Raw genomic sequence first — 17,257 nt, 5'->3', positions numbered from 1 at the left:
CCCCTCGAAGCGCACGTAGTGTCCCCTGTCCCGTCCCCGTCGCTCGCCCTCCTCGACGTGCTCGCGTCGGTCGAGCCGGTCTCCGGGCTCGTGTTCTCGTCGCTCCTCCCAGACTTCGCCGGGCTCGCGGACGCGGTCCGCAACGCGTCGGGACTCATCGGGCTCGCCATCATCGGCCTCTACTCCTTCCTCATCGCCTTCATCCTCCCGCTGCCGAGCGAAGTCGTCCTCGCGCCGGTCCGCGCGGGGACGCTCGCGCTCGGGCTCCCGAGCTACCTCGAGTACGCCATCGTCATCGTCGTCAGTGGCGTCGGGAAGGCCGCCGGGAGCGTGTTCGCGTTCCACATCGGCCAGGAGGCCAAGGAGGCCGGCCCGATCGTGCGGTTCCTGCGTCGCTCGCGGTTCGACATCATCGAGTGGTCCGAGAAGAAGTCCGTCGAGCTCGCCCGCAAGTACGGCTACGTCGGGCTGGCGATGGCGCTGTCGGTGCCCTTCTTCCCGGACACCATCTCCATCTACGCCTTCGCGGTGCTCGAACGCGACTACAAGAAGTTCGCGCTGGCGACGTTCGCGGGCAGCGTCGGCCGTCTGCTCGTGACGATGGGCGCGTTCGGCGTCGCGTTCGTCTTCCTCTAGAGCGCGAGGCCGACGGCCCACCCGACGGAAACCGCCACGAGACAGGCCGCGAGCGTCCCGAACGCGTTGAGCGCCGCCGCGAGCCAGCGCCCGCGTTCGAGCCGGTCGACGGTCGCGACGCCGAACGACGAGAACGTCGTGAACGCGCCGCAGGAACCGGTCCCGACGAGCAGCGCCACGTCGCCGCCCGGGCTCGCCGCGGTGAGCACGGCGAGGACGAAGCTCCCGACGACGTTCACCACGAACGTACCGCGCGGCACCGCCGCCTCGCGTCGGGTGAGGGTGCTCGACACGAGCTGGCGGCCGACCGCGCCGACCGCGCCGCCGAGACCGACGAGTAGCGGTGCCGGGAGGGTCACGTCGACGCCCTCCGTGCATCGACCCGACTCGCCGCCAGTCCGCCGACGGCGACGCCCGCGAACCCGAACGCGTACGTCGCCAGGACGGAAGCGACAGCGACGGTCGGCACGCTGGTCGCGGCCCCGACGACGAACGTGCTGTACGTGGTAAACGAGGAGAGGAACCCGGTCCCGACGGCGAGGCGGACCCGACGCGGGACCCGGTCGCGGTCGAGCGAGACGAGGAAGCCGAGCAGTACACAGCCGACGACGTTTGCCACGAAGGTACCGGCGAGTCCCGTCGGGAGACCGGCAAGCGCGACGTCGACCCCCCACCGGGCGTTTGCTCCGGCGAACCCACCAGTCGCTACGAGGGCGAGTGTGCGTGCACGAGCCCCGTCGGTCATCGAGACGGAGTGTCGAGGCACGGCCTAAAAGTCCGCCGACTTCCGGCGAGCGCGGTCGCTCGGGGTGACTGTCGAACAACGACCCCCCGTTCAACACACCCGCGGCTCGGTCAGAAGACGTACTCGTCTTCGTGGCCCATCATCCCGTCGTCCTCGTAGCCGCCGCCACCACCGGGCTCGTCGTCGTCGATCGGCCCACTGGTCTTGTAGGCCTTGATCCCGGTCGAGATGAGATCCTCGATGGCCTCCTCGCGGTTCACGAACTCCCCGCGCTCTACCATCTGGGTAATCTGCATCTCGAGGTGTTCGGGGATGTTGATTTCGACCTTTGGCATCAGTGGTAGGGGCTTCGGTGATGTGGTATTTAAGCCTGACGGGGACGCCGAGTCCGGTGCACGACCGGTCGTTTCGAGGGCGGCGACGGGACAGCCCTCTGGCGGTTTCGTCGCCGTGGTGGCGCCCCGGCTCGTCGCCGAGCTCGTTCCGTCACCCCTACGGTTTCGCGCAACCGAGAGCGGTGTATGAGCATCACCGATGTCACGGACCTCTACGAGGAGTTCGGCGAGGACCGGCTCCCGCCGGGTCAGCGCGAGACCTCGAAGTTTCCCGTGCTCTCGAAGGGGAACACCCCGAAGTTCGACCCCGACAGCTGGGAGTTCCGCGTCTCCGGCGCGGTGGACAACGAGCTGACCTTCGACTACGACGAGTTCCGCGCGCTGCCGAGCGTGACACAGCGCCAGGACTTCCACTGCGTCACCGGCTGGTCGAAGTTCGACTGCGAGTTCGAGGGCGTCACCTTCCCCGAGCTGGCCGAGCGCGCGGGGGTCCACGACGACGCCACCCACGTCATGTTCTCGGCGCTCGACGACTACACGACGAACCTTCCGCTTTCCGAGTGCATGCGCGACGAGGTGCTCTTCACCTGGCAGTTCGACGGCGAGGACCTTCCGCCGGACCACGGTGGCCCGCTCCGGGTCGTCACCCCCCACAAGTACGCCTACAAGGGCGCGAAGTGGGTCTGTGGCGTCGAGTTCCTCACCGATGCCGAGCGCGGGTACTGGGAGCGTCGGGGGTACTCGAACACCGCGAATCCGTGGAACGAGGAGCGGTACAGCTAGTGTAGGGTACTTGCTGAACCTGCGAACTGATGTGGTGCAGAGAAGACTTTTACCGATACGGCAACCGACCTACGGTGTGTTCACTGATGAGTTCCAACCGTACCGCTGGGGAGGGGTGACAGTGGTCAAGGTGAACCGATGACCATCGGTCGACGCCGTGTCCTGGCGGCACTCGCAGTTGGCTCGGTATCGTCGACGAGCGGCTGTCAGCACGTCTCCAACCTGTGGCGTTCAGACGGTGGTGCGTTGCGAATAGAAAACGAGCACACTGACAGCCACGCCGTAGAAATAAGCGTATCCGGTGAGTCGAGAGATACGTTCGAGCTAGAACTTGGTGAGACCGTGAGGAGAAAGAAGTACTTCACGGAGCCCGGAACCCACACCGTTACGGTGGATACCGATATTCGTGAGTCAACAACTGTGGACGTGACCGTCAACCAGAGAGATGACGGCTCGATGGGGGGTCAATCCTTATATGTCAAAATATTTGAAGATGGGTCTGTTGGTGTCGGTGCTGGTTCAGATGCAGCATAATCCCGGTAGCGACCTCGAGTAAACCAGGGTGGCTTCGGTCACACGCTTCCGATAATGAACACCCTTTATACGACAGACCCCTGAGATGGGGGCAATGGAACGAGCGGGCAGCCAGCCGGGCGTCGCCGGCGCGATGCACGAGGACGGCACTCTCGTCAGCCGGAGTCGCCCCATCGCGGACGTCTCCTTCCGGGCCTTTCTCGCAGCACGCGACCCCCCGCGCCTCCAGTGGGCCAGCCACGAAGGGCTGGAGCTGGCCGGTGCGGGGGTCGCTGCCAGACTCACGGCGAGTGGGACCGACCGGTTCGAATCGGTCCGGAGCGCCGCCGAGGGGCTGTTCGCCGACGCCGACTGCAGCAACTCCGACGCGCCACGGCCGCGGCTCGTGGGTGGTTTCGCCTTCCTCGACGACCACGAGCCGGCGCCGCCGTGGACCGGGTTCCCCGCCGCGGAGTTCGTCCTCCCCGAGGTACAACTGACGCGGACCGACGGCGGGACGTGGCTGACGGTGAACCGCTACGAAGCCGGTACGGACCCCGACGCGGTCGAGGCCGAACTCGACCGCGAGGTCGACGCAGTCGCCGACCTCCCGAAGATGCGCCCGGCGGGGAGCCGGCCGGGCGTGACCGAGGTGCACCGCCCGACACCGAAGGCCGACTGGACCGCGCAGGTTGCCGACGCGGTCGGCCGCATCGAGGCCGGCGACCTGCAGAAGGTCGTCCTCGCCTGCGCCCTGGAGGTCGACCTCGCGGGCGAGGTGGACCTGCCGGACGTGCTCGAACGGCTGCGACGGACCTACCCGAACTGCTATCGCTTCCTCTTCCAGCCGACGGAGGAGGCTGGTTTCCTGGGCGCACCGCCGGAGCGGCTGGTCAAGCGCGAGGGCCACCACGTCGAGACTGAGGCGCTCGCCGGCTCTGTCGGCCGCGGGGGCACGCCGGAGGCCGACGCCGACCTCGCCGCGGAGCTCGTCGAATCGGAGAAGATACAGCACGAGCAGCGCCTCGTCGTCGACGCTATCTGCGACCAGCTCGCGCCGCTCGGGGCGGTCTCGGAGGGCGAACAGACGGTACGGAAACTCGCGAACATCCAGCACCTCCGGACGCCAATCACGGTCGACCTCGACCGCGAGACGCACGTACTCGACATCGTGGGTGCGCTGCACCCGACCCCCGCCGTGGGTGGGCTTCCGCCCGACGTGGCGGCAGAGACCATCCGCGACGTGGAGACGTTCGAGCGCGGGTGGTACGCCGCGCCCATCGGCTGGTTCGACGCCGACGGCGACGGCGAGTTCCTCGTCGGCATCCGCTCCGGGCTGGCCGGCGGTCGCAGCGCCACGCTGTTCGCCGGCAACGGTATCGTCGCGGACTCCGACCCACAGGAGGAGTGGGACGAGGTCCAGCTGAAGTATCGACCGCTGCTCGACGAGCTCGAGTGACAGTCCCGTGGCTCGCGACTACCCCAACCGGAACGTCCTCTGGGCGGAGACGCTCGTCGACGAGCTCGCCGCGGGCGGGCTCACCGCGGCGTGCATCGCCCCCGGGAGCCGCTCGACCGCCCTCACCGTCGCCTTCGACGCCCACGACGACGTGGCGACGTTCTCGCACCTCGACGAGCGCTCGGCCGCATTCTTCGCGCTCGGCCGTGGCCGCCGGACCGGCGAGCCGACCGCGCTCGTCTGTACCTCCGGCACGGCGGCGGCGAACTTCCACCCAGCCATCATCGAGGCGAATCAGGCGCGCGTACCGCTGCTCGCGCTGACCGCGGACCGCCCGCCGGAGCTGCGCGATTCCGGGGCGAACCAGACCATCGACCAGGAGAAGCTCTACGGGAGCGCGGTGCGCTGGTACCGCGACCTGCCAGAGCCGGAGCCGACGCCACGGAAGCTCAGGCGGCTGCGGACCGACGCGGCACGCGCGCTCGCCGAGGCGACCGGGAGCGACGCCGGGCCGGTCCACCTGAACTGCCCGTTCCGCAAGCCGCTGGAACCGACGCCTGTCGAGGGCGACGTCCCGGCAGACTGGCACGAGGGCGACGAGCGCGCGGCGGTTGGCAGGGCATCCGGCGACCCCTACGTCAGTCGACGGCAGGGCCGTCCGTCGCTCGCCGACCCGGACCTGCAGGAGCTCGCGACCGCGGTCGGGGACGCCGATTCGGGACTGGTTCTTGCCGGCCCAGCGGACCCGACGACGCTCGCGGACGACGACTGGTCCGACGCCGTCGCAGACCTCGCGGCCGTGACGAACTTCCCGCTTCTCGCGGATCCGCTCTCCGGCGTCCGCTTCGGCGGGCACGTCGAGCACCGCGACGACGCGGCCGTCATCGGCGGCTACGACGGCTACGTCCACGCGCTCGACCTCGACCCCGACATCGTCCTCCGGTTCGGTGCGTCGGTGACCTCGAAGCCGCTCCGGAAGGCGCTCGCGGGGACCGACGCGCGGCAGGTGCTCGTCGACCCGATGGGCGAGTGGCGCGACGCCGAGTTCGTCTGCTCGGACCTCGTCGTCGCCGACCCGACGGCGACGGCGCGCTCGCTGGCGGCGGCAGTGGACGAGCGCGCCGACGCCGCAGGTGACCCCGACGTGGCGGCGGCGCTCGTCGACGCCGAAGCGCGGTACTGGCGGCTCGTCGAGGAGTTCCTCGCCGACGAGACGCCGGAGGGAGCCATCGTCCACCGCGTGCTCGCCGAGGCCCCGGACCCGGCGACGGTCTTCGTCTCGAACTCGATGGCGGTGCGGGACGCCGACCGCTTCGGCGAACCGCGGGCGGCCGACCACACCGTCCTCGCGAACCGGGGCGCGAGCGGTATCGACGGGGTGCTCTCGACGGCGTTCGGCGCCGGGAGCGCGACCGACGAGCCGCTGGTCGTCCTGACCGGCGACCTCGCGTACTACCACGACATGAACGGGCTGCTCGCGCTGGCGCGCTGTGGGGTCGACGCCACCGTCGTCTGCGTGAACAACGACGGTGGCGGCATCTTCCACCTGCTACCCATCGAGTCGTTCGACCCGCCCTTCACCGAGCAGTTCGTCACGCCCCACGGACTGGACTTCGAACCAACCGGCGAGCTGTACGACCTCTCCTTCCAGCGGGTCCCGGCCGACGAGTTCGAAGACGCGTATCGGGAGTCGCTCGCGATGGACGGCACACAGGTCATCGAGGTGCCGTTCGACGCCGACGCGAGTCACCGGGCTCGCGAGCGGTTCGCCGACTCGGTCGCCGACCGGCTCTGACTTAGCCGACGACGTGCCTGAAGGCCATCGCGTACCAGAAGGGGACGACGCACGCACCGACGAGGAACAGGCTCATCGGTGCGAGCAGGCTCACGCCGACGAACGCGAGGATCAAGGGGATACCGATGCTCAGCGCGCCGAAGCCCACCGCGGCGACGCGCGGGATGGTCAACAGGTAGCCAAGCAGCAACAGCGTGCAGCCCCCGATGATCACGTTGACGAACAGGTTCAGCTGTGGCGAGACCGTGACGTACGCGAGGAACGGGTACATCAGGAACGTCAGTCCGGCGAGCACCATCGACTGCTGCGAGAGGCTGACCCGCACCGGCTCCTGTTCGAGCTTCTCCTCGTCCCAGTTGTGGACGGAGAAGCCGTCCCACTCGTCGTCTTCCTGGTCGGCGGCGACGTGTTCGCCCTGCCCCCGGGTGGTCCGCCGGGCCGCGCCGTCGAACGCCGACCCCGCCGCGGTCGCGCCGCCGTCGGTCGAGGCGGAGGTGGTCTCCCCGCCGCCGCCCGCGTTCGCCCCGCCGCTGCCGCCCGCGCTCGTCCCGCGGCCCGCCGTGCTCGTTCCACCGCCAGGGTCGTCCGTGTCGCCGACGTAGTAGCTCCGGTTCGTGCCGTTGCCCTCGCTGGCGGCCTCGCGGTCCGAGCCGGGGTACTCCTGCCGCCGGTTCCGGTTCCCGTACGTGTTGCCGGCCCAGCTCCGCCGCTCGTCGCCGGTCGCCCGTTCGCGACCCTGCTCCTCGTCGGTCCCGTCGTCGTCTCCCGCCTGTCCCCAGCCGTCCGCGTCGCCGAACATCCGCTGGTACGTGCCGTGGCCCAGTCGGTCGTAGCGGGCGCGCTCGTCCGGGTCCGAGAGGACCTCCTCGGCTTCGGCGACTCGCTGGAACGCCTCGGCTGCGTCCGCGCTGTCGTTCAGGTCGGGATGCGTCTCCTTGACCCGCTCGCGGTACGCCGCCGTTATCTCGTCCTGCGTGGCGTCGGTGCCGACGTCGAGGACGTCGTAGAACGTCTCCGTCATGCGGTCGGGGGGCTCGAAGTTGGTCGATGTTGGGGTGGGACACCCAAAACGGTTCCTGCTGTCGATAGGTTTCGAGTCGGAAGGCGGCCGACGGCCGAACCCTGGCGCAGCAGTGGGACCCGCTGGAACCGCGACAGCAAGAGGGTCCCACTCGACTGTGACCGCGACCGCACCGCGCCAGCTCTCCTCCTCTTCCTCCTCCTCGACACCAACGCGCCTAGCGGGGCGGGCTGTCTTGGCCGTGTGGTCGGTTGGGGCATCGTGGAACCAATCAGGGCCTGGCTGTTGCAGTCCCCGGCGAGCGCAACCATCGGCTCGGCAGACCGAGCTGGCGAACACGGAAGCGAATCTATTTCCGGGGGCCGACCCCACCCCCGTGCATGGTTTCGGAACTGTTCGACCCGGCGCGGTGGGAGGCGATCGACCGCGACTATCGCGACATCACCTACCACCGGGCGACGGAGTCCGGCACGGTCCGCATCGCGTTCGACCGCCCGGACGTCCGCAACGCCTTCCGCCCGGGGACGGTGGACGAGCTGTACGACGCGCTGGACCACGCGAAGCGCCAGACGGACGTTGGCTGTGTGCTTCTGACGGGGAACGGGCCGTCGTCGAAGGACGGCGGCTGGGCGTTCTGTTCCGGCGGCGACCAGACCGTGCGCGGCGGCGAGGGCTACGAGTACCGCGACGAGGACGCCGACCGCGAGAGCGCGGCGAAAGGCGGCCGACTGCACATCCTCGAGGTGCAGCGGCTCATCCGACACATCCCCAAACCCGTGCTCTGCGTGGTGCCGGGGTGGGCGGTCGGCGGCGGGCACTCGCTGCACGTGGTCTGTGACATGACCATCGCGAGCGAGGAGCACGGGAAGTTCAAGCAGACGGACCCGGACGTGGCGAGCTTCGACGGCGGCTTCGGCTCCGCTTACCTCGCCAAGCAGGTGGGCCAGAAGAAAGCCCGCGAGATCTTCTTCCTCGGGAAGACCTACTCCGCGCAGGAGGCCGCCGACATGGGGATGGTGAACGAGGTGGTACCCCACGAGGAGCTGGAGGAGGTCGCGCTCAGGTGGGCCGAGGAGATGAACTCGAAGTCCCCGACGGCGATGCGGATGCTCAAGTACGCGTTCAACATGACCGACGACGGGCTGGTCGGCCAGCAGACGTTCGCGGGCGAGGCGACCCGGCTCGCGTACATGACCGACGAGGCCCAGGAGGGCCGCGACGCGTTCGTCGACAAGCGGGACCCCGACTTCTCGGAGTACGACTGGCACTACTGAACGTCGAACCCCCTCGAACGCCCGTCCAGTCGTCGGGTTCCGCGCCCGCGAGGCAGAACTCGTCGCGACCGAGGAAGAACATCGCCGGTTCGATGCGCGCTGCAACCGCCGCTGGCCACGTCAGGTAGCTCTGCCGGAGAAGAGTCCGTCGTTGATTCAGCCCAGCAGCACCGGCAGCCCGATGGTGACGATGACGCCGACGAGCATGACGACCGCGCCGAAGGCGACCTGGCTCGTCTCGAACTCCTGCATCGGCGACGTGACGCGCCCCGCGTGCTCCTCGTCGGAGTGGTCGCTGCCGTGTCCGTGGTCGTCGTGTGCGTCGTCGACGCTGTCGGTGTCCTCGCTCATGGCTGGGGATTGTGGGAGGCACTACCTGAAACTATCGAACCTCCCGAACCGCTCACGGCGCTGGCGGACACCACGAACCCGACCGATGTCGCCGTCGAAACGGTCAAACCCGGGAGGCACGAACGCCGAGGTAGGAAATGGGACTCACGAAGCGCATCATCCCCTGCATCGACGTGGATCTGGACGAGGACGGCAACGCGGCGGTGTACACGGGCGTCAACTTCGAGGACCTCGCGTACACGGGCGACCCGGTCGAGATGGCCCGCCGATACAACGAGTCCGGCGCGGACGAGTTCGTCTTCCTCGACATCACCGCGTCGGCGGAGGGCCGCGAGACGATGCTCGACACGGTGAGCGCGGTCGCGGACGAGGTCTTCATCCCGCTGACCGTCGGCGGTGGCATCCGCACGACCGACGACATCAAGGAGACGCTGCGGGCGGGTGCCGACAAGGTGTCCATCAACTCCGGCGCGCTGGCGAACCCGGACCTGGTGAACGCCGGGGCGCGCTCGTTCGGCAACCAGTGCATCGTCATCAGCGTGGACGCCCGCCGGCGCTACGACGAGCAGGGCGAGCACTACGCGCAGGTCGACGGGGAGTCGTGCTGGTTCGAGTGCACCGTCAAGGGCGGCCGCGAGGGCACCGGGCGCGACGTGGTTGAGTGGGCACAGGAGGCCGCCGAGCGCGGGGCTGGCGAACTGTTCGTCAACTCCATCGACGCCGACGGGACGAAGGACGGCTACGACATCCCACTGACGAGTGCCGTCTGTGACACCGTCGACACGCCCGTCATCGCCTCCTCGGGCTGTGGCGGCCCGGAGGACATGCACGAGGTGTTCACCGACGCCGGTGCGGACGCCGCCCTCGCCGCCTCCATCTTCCACTTCGACGAGTACTCCATCGCCGAGGTGAAGGAGTACCTCGACGAGCAGGGCGTCCCGATGCGGCTGTAGGGTTTCCGGCCGTCCCGCACGCATAACCGAGGCGAACGCTCCGCGAATCAGTAGGTTTTTCTACACGTGTCGGATGTCTCCGCTCGAACATGACGTGGGAGTGCGGCGACTGCGGGGAGACGACAGACGAGCCACCCTGTGACGCCTGTGGGTCGGAGTCCGGGAACTGGGACCGGTTCGTTTGGGTCTGTACCGGCTGCGGGAAACAGCAGTCCCGCCACAACCCGCCCTGCTCGCGCTGTGGGACGATGCAGTTCGAGAAGCGCCCGCCGGACTACCTCGCACTCGACAACGACGAACTCGCCGGGCCGAGCTATCTCGAACTCGCCAAGCCCGCACTCCCGGTTCTGGGCATCCTCGCCCTCGTCGGCGTGCTCGTCTTCGGCGGCGTCGTCTCGGTGCCGAGTCCCCTGATGAACGCGATGAGCGGACAGGGACCACACGTCTCGACCGTGCCCGGGCAGGCCGACACCGCGAACGGGATGGACCTCGAATCCGTCGAGTCGATGGTCCACGAGCGAGTCAACGACCGTCGCGAGGCCGACGGTCTCGAACCGCTCTCGATACGTTCGGGGCTGGACGACCTCGCGACGTTCGAGAACCGCAACCGGGTCGTCGACAACTACGACGGCGGGACGGTCCACGGGTCGAGCGAGGACATCTCCATCGGCTGTCAACGGCGGGTGACGCTCCTCATCTCGTCGTCCTCGAACACTGGCACCCTCACGCCCGACATCGACGACTTCGAGAGCGAGGACGAACTCGCCCGGGCCCTCGTCGAGAAGGTCGCCCGCGAATCCGGTGCCTGGATGGCCGTCGAGGAGGCGCGATACGGCTACGGCGTCGACGTTCACGTCGCCCCCGACGGGACGATATGGGCTATCCACGCCGTCTGTTGACTGGCCACACGGTCGTCGATTCAGCCACCGGCAACTACTTTCCTGCGCGACCGAAGCTAGCGATAGATGGCGTGGGAGTGCGACGACTGTGGGACGGTATCGACCTCGCCGCCCTGCGACGAGTGCGGGAGCGAGAGCGGCGAGTACACCGGCTTCGTCTGGGTGTGCTCCGACTGCGGCCGCCAGTCCGCCAAGAACAACCCGCCCTGTCCGCGCTGCGGCGGGATGGACCTCGAACAGCGCCGCCCCGACTACAGCGACATCGACGACGAGATATCGGTGCCGGGCTACGCCCAGCTCGCGAAGCCGCTGGTTCCCCTCTTCCTCGTCGTCGCGATAGTCGTGGCGCTGTTCGCGACGGGTGTCGTCCCGCTTCCGGAGGACCTCGACGTGGCGCTGAACGGCCCGCGCGTCGTCGATACTCCCGGCTCGGCCGACGAGGCCGGCGGGCTGAACCTCTCCGGCGTCGAGTCGGGGATTCTGGACCGCGTCGACGGGTATCGCGCCGAACGCGGCGAGGACGCCCTCGCCCGCGACGATACGCTCGCGGACATGGCGACGTTCGCCACCCAGCGGCAAGTCGCGGGGGAGTACGACGGTGGGTCCGTGCGTGGCGGACTGCGGGACTTCTCGCCGGACTGCCAGCCCGCGATCCTCTTGCTCGGCTCGACTGACGGCGGTGGTACGACCATCGACGACTTCGAGAACGAGTCGGCCGCCGCGCGGGCGCTGTTCGACGCGCTCGTCGCCGAGGCCGACAGCTCGGCGGCCATCGAGGACGCCACTGACGCCCACGGAGTCGACGTGCACGTCGCTCCTGACGGGCGGATATACGCCGCCTACGCGGTCTGTTGAGGCGCGGCGAGAACAGAGCCGAGAATCAGGCTGCCTGCTCGAACGCGTTGCGGAACGCGTCGGTCTTCTCCTGTACGCGCTGGGCGCCGTGCTTGAGCGCGTCGATGGGGTCGACGCCGTCCTCTGTCTTGACCGTGAGGATGGGCTCTGTCTGTCCACCGGACTGCTCGGGGTTCACGTCGTAGGTCGCGGCGGCGACGCCCTCCATCTCCAGCAGCGCGCCCTTGAGGACGTTCATGAACGTGTGGTCCTCGCCTGCGATCTCGACGCGGAGTTCCTGCTCGAGGTTCTCCGTGACGGTGAGTTCCATGTGCCTTCGTGGTCGTCCGGCGCGTTTACAGGTTTCGGAACCGAGCGCATCGGAGTCGGTTTCGGGAGGGCGTCGAGATAGGGACGGTGAGCTAGATTCGAGCGTGAACGGCTGAGAAGCGCTGTCGGCTGTGGGACTTTTCAGAACCGCAACCAACCAGAACGCTCCGAGGTGCTCGGCTCTCAGGACCACGCGAGACTCACTACGTTCGCCTCGCTGGCCTCCGTTCGCCTCGTTCACGGAGACGCAACTGCGCTCCTCGTGCCTGGCGCCTGAGCGCGATGTGCGCAGACTCGCGAGAGCTTCGCTCGCGCGTCTCGCCAGCCGCGGGCCAGTCGGCTAGTTAACGTTCGAGAAACCGAGGGCAGCCATCTCCACCAATCGAGAAACGTACCGTAGTCACCACGTCCCGTGGAACGTGTCGAACTCCAGGGCGTCCAGCGGTTCCTCGCCGATGGCGATGCGGTACTCCTGGGGCGTGAGCATCGGCTTGTGGAACTGCGGGCCGTCGTCGGTCGTGATGCGCGGACAGCCCGTGTTGACGAAGGCGTCCATGTCGAAGTTCCGGAGCCGGTCCGGAGTGACCTCGTCCATGGTGATGAGGTAGGCGTTGTCGTTGTTGTCGACGATCTCCTCGGCCTGGTCCCAGCGACCCTGGCCGATCTTCGTACAGAAGATGACGCCGAACTTCTCGGCGTCCATCGCCTTGTGGACGGAGGCGTAGCGCTGCTTCATGAATTTCTCCGTGTCGGCGATGGTGAGCACGTTGTTGACGGGGTCCGCGATGACGACCTTCTTGTCGGGGTGCTCCATCGCCAGCCCGAGGGGGTGGAACTTGCCACCGCCCACGTAGAGGATCTGGTCGGCGTCGATGTCCGCGGAGGCGTAGTTGCACCCGAGAACCTGGCCCTCGTGGGTGAGCCGGTCGTCGCCCTTTCGGGTGTGGACGGTGTAGCCGGCGTCCTCGAGGTGCTCGCGCATCTCCTCGAAGCGGTTCATGTGCTGGGCGGTGGTCACGAGGCCGACGTCGTCTCCCTCGAGCTCCTCGTCGATGGCGCGGTCGACGCTCGGGAGGACCTCGACGTTGGAGAAGAGGGGGACGTAGATGATCTTGTCCGACTCCTTCATCGGTGAGTGACCGAAGTGGACGAACACGTCGGTCCGGCGCATCAGGTAGGTGTCGAGGTCGCACGCGCCGTAACAGGGCTGCCCGGAGATGAGGACGGTCACGTCCTCCGGGAGGATCTCGCGGAGGTCGTCGGCGACCCTCGGGCCGCGTCGTTTCAGCCCCTCAGGGAACTGGAGGCCGACCTTGTCTGCGTCGCGCTCCTCGACCGCGTCGACGATGCGGTCGAGTTCGTAGTCCCACTCGCGGTCGTGCTTGAGGGACATCCCGGTGTTCCGGAGGTCGCCCTCGGAGTACGATTCCTGGCTCATTGGAGCGGATTAACCGTCACGGACGGTTAACTTCGACGGTTCTGGACGGCCGAGAAAACGGGCGGGAACGGGTCAGACGGCGTCGAAGAGCCTGAACGCGGCCTCGAAGTCGGTGGGGTCGAACGAACCCTGAAGCCGGCGGGTCTCGTCTCTGAGCTGCCTGAGCCGACCGGGGTCCGTCCCCGCAGTACGCCGTGCTGCGGCGACGAACGCGTCGAGTTGCTCGAAGTAGGCCGCACGCGTCGCGAGGTGCGTTACCGTCGCGCGGAAGTCGTGCGGGGCGACCGGCGCCTCGAGATGGGCGTCGTGTGGGCCCGCCGGCGGCTGCTCCCGGCCGAGTGAGACGAGCGCACAGCCCGGTGCACGCTCGGTGAGCGTCCGAAGCAGCCGTCGCTGGGACCAGTTCTCGACTGGCCCGGCGACGGCCGCGACCGACGCCTGTTTCGCGGTCGCCAGTACCTCGTCGAGGACGCCCGTCGCGACTACGTCGTGCTGGCTGCTCTCGAGGGCCGACCGGTACCGCTCACGGGTCAGCTCCTCCTCGGCGACGACGAGTACCATCGGGGTCCGGTGTGACATCGTAGCTTTCACTCGGTCCCACAAACACATCAACCACTCATTCCGTTCAACGGTCGTTCAAACCGTTCAACGTCCCTTCAAGCGGATTGAAACGCAGAATCCTGCGAGAACGTCGGCGCTCCGGCAGTTTGAAACACGTCCGCTCCCAAGCGACGGGCATGAGCATCGAGACAAGTGGTGAGAGCACCGAGGCGTCGGATTCTGTCGAGCAGCGAGCTCGCGAGCTCGGTCGCGCGCTGCGTGACCTCCCGGAGTACGAGCGGTTCGACGAGGCACAGGCGGCCGTGGAGGGCAGCGAAGAAGCCCAGGCGAAGATCGAGGAGTTCGAGCAGGTGCGTCAGGAGTTCATGCTCGCGCGCCAGACCGGACAGGCGTCCCAGGAGGACCTCGAAGAGCTTCAGGAGACGCAGGATGAGCTCCACGACATCCCCGTCATGGCGGAGTACCTCGAGGCGCAGAACGAGCTGGACGCACGTCTGGAGCGCGTCAACAGCACCATCTCGTCCGAGCTCGGCCTCGACTTCGCCGAGGAGGCGAGTGGCTGCTGTAACGACTGAACCGGCGTTCTTTACCCGGCGTCGTAGTCTTCGCTCACGCGAGACTGCGACGGCCCCCAACAGCAACGTTACGCGAAGAGACACGCTTTTGGTCGCAGCGCGACCCGGTTTCGGTATGTTCGTCCTCGTCAACCTGAAGGCGTACCCGTGTGACCCCGTCGAAGTCGCGACCGCGGCGGCGAACGCGGCCGACGACAGTGGTGTCCGTATCGCCGTCGCACCGCAGGCGGCCCACCTCGAGGCGGTCGCGGAGACCGGCGTCGAGACCTGGGGCCAGCACGTCGACCCCGTCGACCCCGGGAGCCAGACCGGCCACACGCTCGCCGGGACTGTCGCGGACGCAGGTGCGACGGGCACTCTGGTCAATCACTCCGAGTACCGGGTGAAGCTCGCCGACCTCGACGGCTCCGTCCGCGCGGCCGAGCGCGCCGGGCTGGAGACCGTCGTCTGCGCGAACAACCCGGCTCAGGTCGGCGCGGCCGCGGCGCTGGGTCCCGACGCCGTCGCGGTGGAGCCGCCGGAGCTCATCGGCACCGGGACGCCCGTCAGCCAGGCTGACCCGGACATCGTCGAGGACGCCGTCGCGGCCGCGGCGGCGGTCGACTCCGACGTCGACGTGTTCTGTGGTGCCGGCATCTCGACTGGGGCGGACCTCGCGGCGGCGTCCGACCTCGGTGCAACTGGCGTCCTGCTCGCCTCGGGTGTCGCGAAGGCCGACGACCCACGGGCCGCGCTCGACGACCTCGTCGCGCCGCTCTGAACGCGGACCCGCATTTTCGTTCAACACCATCCGAATGGAAATAATTAAGTCGGCGAACTCCGGAATAAAACCCGATGGGTGCGAGAGAACGAGTGACGGAGCTCGCGTCGGTGAACGTCGGTCTGGCGGTTCGAGCGGTCGCCGAGGTGGGTCGCATCGGGCGCAGGCACGAACCGGCACTGTCGTCGGGGACCTGCCGTAACTGCGGGAACGACGGGGCCCGTGAGCGGGCCATCGTCCCCGGCGGCGACGACGAGCGGAACGCAATCCCCCTCTGTGAGGGCTGTGGAGCCGACCGGACCACCGGTGGCTCCCGAGCCGACTGCGATGGCCTTCCGGTGGACCGTGCGGTCGTACTCGAGCGCGACGACGGTCGCTGCCGGGGCTGTGGTGTCCGGGAAGCGCTCGTCGTCGGTGACGGGTTGCACCGCCACGCCGTCGTCTCCACCGCAGCGAGCGGCCACCGACACGTCCACAACGTGGTCGCCCTCTGTCCCATCTGTCACGAACGCGTCCATGACAGTGGGTAAGGATTTAGTAGCGGACCGGCGAGGTTCGGGCATGGCCGAAGAGCAGGTGTTCGTCTCCCACGCACCGTCGGACCTCGACCTCGTGCAAGAGCTGTTCTCGACGGTCCAGAACCTGTACATCGACGTCCACGTCGCACTCGAGCAGATCGAGCCCGGGCGGAACCGGCAGGACCTCGAGGGCAGACTCACCAACAGCGACCTGCTCGTCGTCGTCCTGACCGAGGAGAGCGCGACGAACAGCTGGGTGAACCAGGAGATCGGCTACGCGGTCGCGAAGGGGATTCCTATCCTCCCCCTGGCCGCCGACGGCGTCGAGCTCGAGGGCTATCTCCAGCGCCACGAGGCGGTCGCTCTCGACCCCGACGAGATGGAGGTGACGGTGTGCAACCTTCTCGCCCGTCTGCGCTCGGAGCTCGCCCCGCTGGGTACGCTCTCGACGCCGAACTGGTTCGTCCGCTTCCCGTGCAACTTCGAGAACTGCGGGACCCCGGTCACGCTCGACGTCGAGGAGACTCAGAAGAAGCTCTGGCAGATGTACGAGCACAACCAGGCACTGGTGGCGGGCTGCGAGGACTGCGACGCACAGTACTTCTTCAACCCGGCGACCCTCGGCTACGTGCGTCGAGAGGACCCGGTCTAGAACTCGTCCTGCAGTCGGTCGTAGGCCGCCTGCACGCGCTTGAACTCCGCACGCGAGCCGTCGGCTCGGTCGGGGTGGACCGTCTTGACCTTCGCGATGTAGGCGTCCCTGAGGTCGTCGGCGTCCTCGAAGCCGGCCGCACCGAGCACCTCGTAGGCCTCGGCGCGGCGCATCCGCACGTCCTTGATGATTCCGTCGTCGCGGGCCTGCTCCGTACAGTCGGGACAGAACTTCTCGGTGCGGTCGTCGACCGTCACGACGCGGTAGAGTTCGATGGAGTACCAGTCGTTGCACTGCTGGCAGAGGTTGCGCTGGCGGCTCGCCTTCGAGGGCTCCTTGGATTCGAGTTCGGCCGCCGTCTCGGCCTCGGACTCCTCCTGCCGCCGGGTGTCCGTCTCGTCGTCGTTCGACGGGGCGTGTTCGGCACAGGAGTCACAGCAGAGGACGCTCGTCCCGTCGGAGAGAATGACCTCCTCGAGTTCGGAGACGAGGTACTCCTCGGTGCAGCCGTCGCACTCGCGTCGCCGCTGGTCGATGTCCGACCCGTTGTCGGTGATCGTCTCCGCGTACTCCCGGCATTCGGGGCAGCAGACCGCTCGCGACCCACCCGGCATCGTGACCGCACGGAGGTTGTCGAGGGAGAACTCGCGGTCACAGCCTTCACAGGCGTGTCGTTCGACCACAGCCATCGAATGAGTCAAACGGATTCATCCTATATTAGTGTTCAGCCTTCGTGGAAGGAAACGAGCCGACGACGTGTCGCCGATGCGGCTCCGATATCGCTCGTCGTAGGGAGAACTGACAGGCCGAGTTGGTGTGCTGGAC

Annotated in this window: 22 protein-coding genes; 13 read left to right on the top strand and 9 right to left on the bottom strand. The window is 67.9% G+C overall.

Annotated features, from left to right (window positions below; all coding sequences use genetic code 11):
- The first annotated feature begins 90 nt into the window (after window positions 1–90).
- Window positions 91–636: a VTT domain-containing protein gene (locus NO978_RS07170; RefSeq protein WP_257299141.1), complete on the top strand. Its 546-nt coding sequence runs from the start codon at window positions 91–93 to the stop codon at window positions 634–636.
- Here the strand turns inward: NO978_RS07170 and crcB are convergent.
- From crcB to NO978_RS07155, 3 genes are all read right to left on the bottom strand, one after another.
- Window positions 633–995 carry a fluoride efflux transporter CrcB gene (crcB, locus tag NO978_RS07165; protein ID WP_257298867.1) on the bottom strand — a complete coding sequence of 121 codons (363 nt, stop codon included), beginning with the start codon at window positions 993–995 and terminating at the stop codon, window positions 633–635. The genes NO978_RS07170 and crcB overlap by 4 nt on opposite strands.
- Entirely contained in the window at window positions 992–1,381 is a 390-nt protein-coding gene (locus NO978_RS07160) for a CrcB family protein (RefSeq protein ID WP_257298866.1), read from the bottom strand. The genes crcB and NO978_RS07160 overlap by 4 nt, the downstream gene beginning before the upstream one ends.
- A gap of 110 nt (window positions 1,382–1,491) precedes the next feature.
- Entirely contained in the window at window positions 1,492–1,716 is a 225-nt protein-coding gene (locus NO978_RS07155; RefSeq protein ID WP_089731410.1) for a ribbon-helix-helix domain-containing protein, read from the bottom strand.
- A 186-nt stretch (window positions 1,717–1,902) separates the two neighbouring features.
- Here NO978_RS07155 and NO978_RS07150 point away from each other — a divergent pair, with 186 nt between their 5' ends.
- From NO978_RS07150 to menD, 4 genes are all read left to right on the top strand, one after another.
- On the top strand, window positions 1,903–2,499 hold the full coding sequence (locus NO978_RS07150) for a sulfite oxidase-like oxidoreductase (RefSeq protein ID WP_257298864.1): 597 nt from the start codon (window positions 1,903–1,905) through the stop codon (window positions 2,497–2,499).
- A gap of 138 nt (window positions 2,500–2,637) precedes the next feature.
- The gene (locus NO978_RS07145) at window positions 2,638–3,033 is read left to right on the top strand and encodes a hypothetical protein (protein WP_257298862.1); all 396 of its coding nucleotides are present in this window, start codon (window positions 2,638–2,640) and stop codon (window positions 3,031–3,033) included.
- 94 nt (window positions 3,034–3,127) lie between these two features.
- Window positions 3,128–4,471 carry an isochorismate synthase MenF gene (locus NO978_RS07140; protein WP_257298861.1) on the top strand — a complete coding sequence of 448 codons (1,344 nt, stop codon included), beginning with the start codon at window positions 3,128–3,130 and terminating at the stop codon, window positions 4,469–4,471.
- Window positions 4,472–4,478: 7 nt separating this feature from the next.
- The gene (gene menD / locus NO978_RS07135) at window positions 4,479–6,266 is read left to right on the top strand and encodes a 2-succinyl-5-enolpyruvyl-6-hydroxy-3-cyclohexene-1-carboxylic-acid synthase (protein ID WP_257298859.1); all 1,788 of its coding nucleotides are present in this window, start codon (window positions 4,479–4,481) and stop codon (window positions 6,264–6,266) included.
- 1 nt (window position 6,267) lies between these two features.
- Here the strand turns inward: menD and NO978_RS07130 are convergent, their stop codons facing one another.
- Entirely contained in the window at window positions 6,268–7,287 is a 1,020-nt protein-coding gene (locus NO978_RS07130; protein WP_257298858.1) for a DnaJ domain-containing protein, read from the bottom strand.
- Between the two features lie 380 nt (window positions 7,288–7,667).
- Between NO978_RS07130 and NO978_RS07125 the strand changes: the two genes are divergently transcribed.
- Window positions 7,668–8,561 carry a 1,4-dihydroxy-2-naphthoyl-CoA synthase gene (locus tag NO978_RS07125; RefSeq protein WP_257298857.1) on the top strand — a complete coding sequence of 298 codons (894 nt, stop codon included), beginning with the start codon at window positions 7,668–7,670 and terminating at the stop codon, window positions 8,559–8,561.
- 156 nt (window positions 8,562–8,717) lie between these two features.
- On the opposite strand, the gene NO978_RS07120 is transcribed toward NO978_RS07125, so the two are convergent.
- On the bottom strand, window positions 8,718–8,912 hold the full coding sequence (locus NO978_RS07120) for a hypothetical protein (protein ID WP_257298856.1): 195 nt from the start codon (window positions 8,910–8,912) through the stop codon (window positions 8,718–8,720).
- Window positions 8,913–9,049: 137 nt separating this feature from the next.
- Between NO978_RS07120 and hisF the strand changes: the two genes are divergently transcribed.
- From hisF to NO978_RS07105, 3 genes are all read left to right on the top strand, one after another.
- Entirely contained in the window at window positions 9,050–9,865 is an 816-nt protein-coding gene (gene hisF / locus NO978_RS07115; protein WP_257298855.1) for an imidazole glycerol phosphate synthase subunit HisF, read from the top strand.
- Between the two features lie 89 nt (window positions 9,866–9,954).
- Entirely contained in the window at window positions 9,955–10,764 is an 810-nt protein-coding gene (locus NO978_RS07110; protein ID WP_257298854.1) for a hypothetical protein, read from the top strand.
- 66 nt (window positions 10,765–10,830) lie between these two features.
- Window positions 10,831–11,619: a hypothetical protein gene (locus NO978_RS07105; RefSeq protein ID WP_257298853.1), complete on the top strand. Its 789-nt coding sequence runs from the start codon at window positions 10,831–10,833 to the stop codon at window positions 11,617–11,619.
- A 25-nt stretch (window positions 11,620–11,644) separates the two neighbouring features.
- On the opposite strand, the gene NO978_RS07100 is transcribed toward NO978_RS07105, so the two are convergent.
- The 3 genes from NO978_RS07100 to NO978_RS07090 form a co-directional block, all read right to left on the bottom strand.
- Window positions 11,645–11,929: a DNA-directed RNA polymerase subunit L gene (locus tag NO978_RS07100; protein WP_257298852.1), complete on the bottom strand. Its 285-nt coding sequence runs from the start codon at window positions 11,927–11,929 to the stop codon at window positions 11,645–11,647.
- A gap of 399 nt (window positions 11,930–12,328) precedes the next feature.
- Window positions 12,329–13,366, bottom strand: a complete 1,038-nt coding sequence (gene dph2, locus NO978_RS07095; RefSeq protein ID WP_257298851.1) for a diphthamide biosynthesis enzyme Dph2 — start codon at window positions 13,364–13,366, stop codon at window positions 12,329–12,331.
- A gap of 72 nt (window positions 13,367–13,438) precedes the next feature.
- Window positions 13,439–13,945: a hypothetical protein gene (locus tag NO978_RS07090; protein ID WP_257298850.1), complete on the bottom strand. Its 507-nt coding sequence runs from the start codon at window positions 13,943–13,945 to the stop codon at window positions 13,439–13,441.
- Window positions 13,946–14,103: 158 nt separating this feature from the next.
- Here NO978_RS07090 and NO978_RS07085 point away from each other — a divergent pair, with 158 nt between their 5' ends.
- The 4 genes from NO978_RS07085 to NO978_RS07070 all read left to right on the top strand — a co-directional run bounded on the left by NO978_RS07085 (window position 14,104) and on the right by NO978_RS07070 (window position 16,432).
- Window positions 14,104–14,502 (top strand): YlbF family regulator, encoded by a 399-nt coding sequence (locus NO978_RS07085; protein ID WP_257298849.1) that lies wholly within the window; start codon window positions 14,104–14,106, stop codon window positions 14,500–14,502.
- Between the two features lie 115 nt (window positions 14,503–14,617).
- The gene (gene tpiA / locus NO978_RS07080) at window positions 14,618–15,262 is read left to right on the top strand and encodes a triose-phosphate isomerase (protein ID WP_257298848.1); all 645 of its coding nucleotides are present in this window, start codon (window positions 14,618–14,620) and stop codon (window positions 15,260–15,262) included.
- 74 nt (window positions 15,263–15,336) lie between these two features.
- Window positions 15,337–15,792, top strand: a complete 456-nt coding sequence (locus NO978_RS07075) for an HNH endonuclease (RefSeq protein WP_257298847.1) — start codon at window positions 15,337–15,339, stop codon at window positions 15,790–15,792.
- A gap of 31 nt (window positions 15,793–15,823) precedes the next feature.
- Window positions 15,824–16,432 carry a toll/interleukin-1 receptor domain-containing protein gene (locus tag NO978_RS07070; protein WP_257298846.1) on the top strand — a complete coding sequence of 203 codons (609 nt, stop codon included), beginning with the start codon at window positions 15,824–15,826 and terminating at the stop codon, window positions 16,430–16,432.
- On the opposite strand, the gene NO978_RS07065 is transcribed toward NO978_RS07070, so the two are convergent.
- The gene (locus NO978_RS07065; RefSeq protein ID WP_257298845.1) at window positions 16,429–17,121 is read right to left on the bottom strand and encodes a J domain-containing protein; all 693 of its coding nucleotides are present in this window, start codon (window positions 17,119–17,121) and stop codon (window positions 16,429–16,431) included. The genes NO978_RS07070 and NO978_RS07065 overlap by 4 nt on opposite strands.
- Window positions 17,122–17,257 lie beyond the last annotated feature (136 nt).

It is taken from the genome of Haloarchaeobius sp. FL176 (assembly GCF_024609245.1).
Taxonomy (GTDB): Archaea; Halobacteriota; Halobacteria; order Halobacteriales; family Natrialbaceae; genus Haloarchaeobius.
This window is presented reverse-complemented; position numbering and strand designations above follow the sequence as displayed.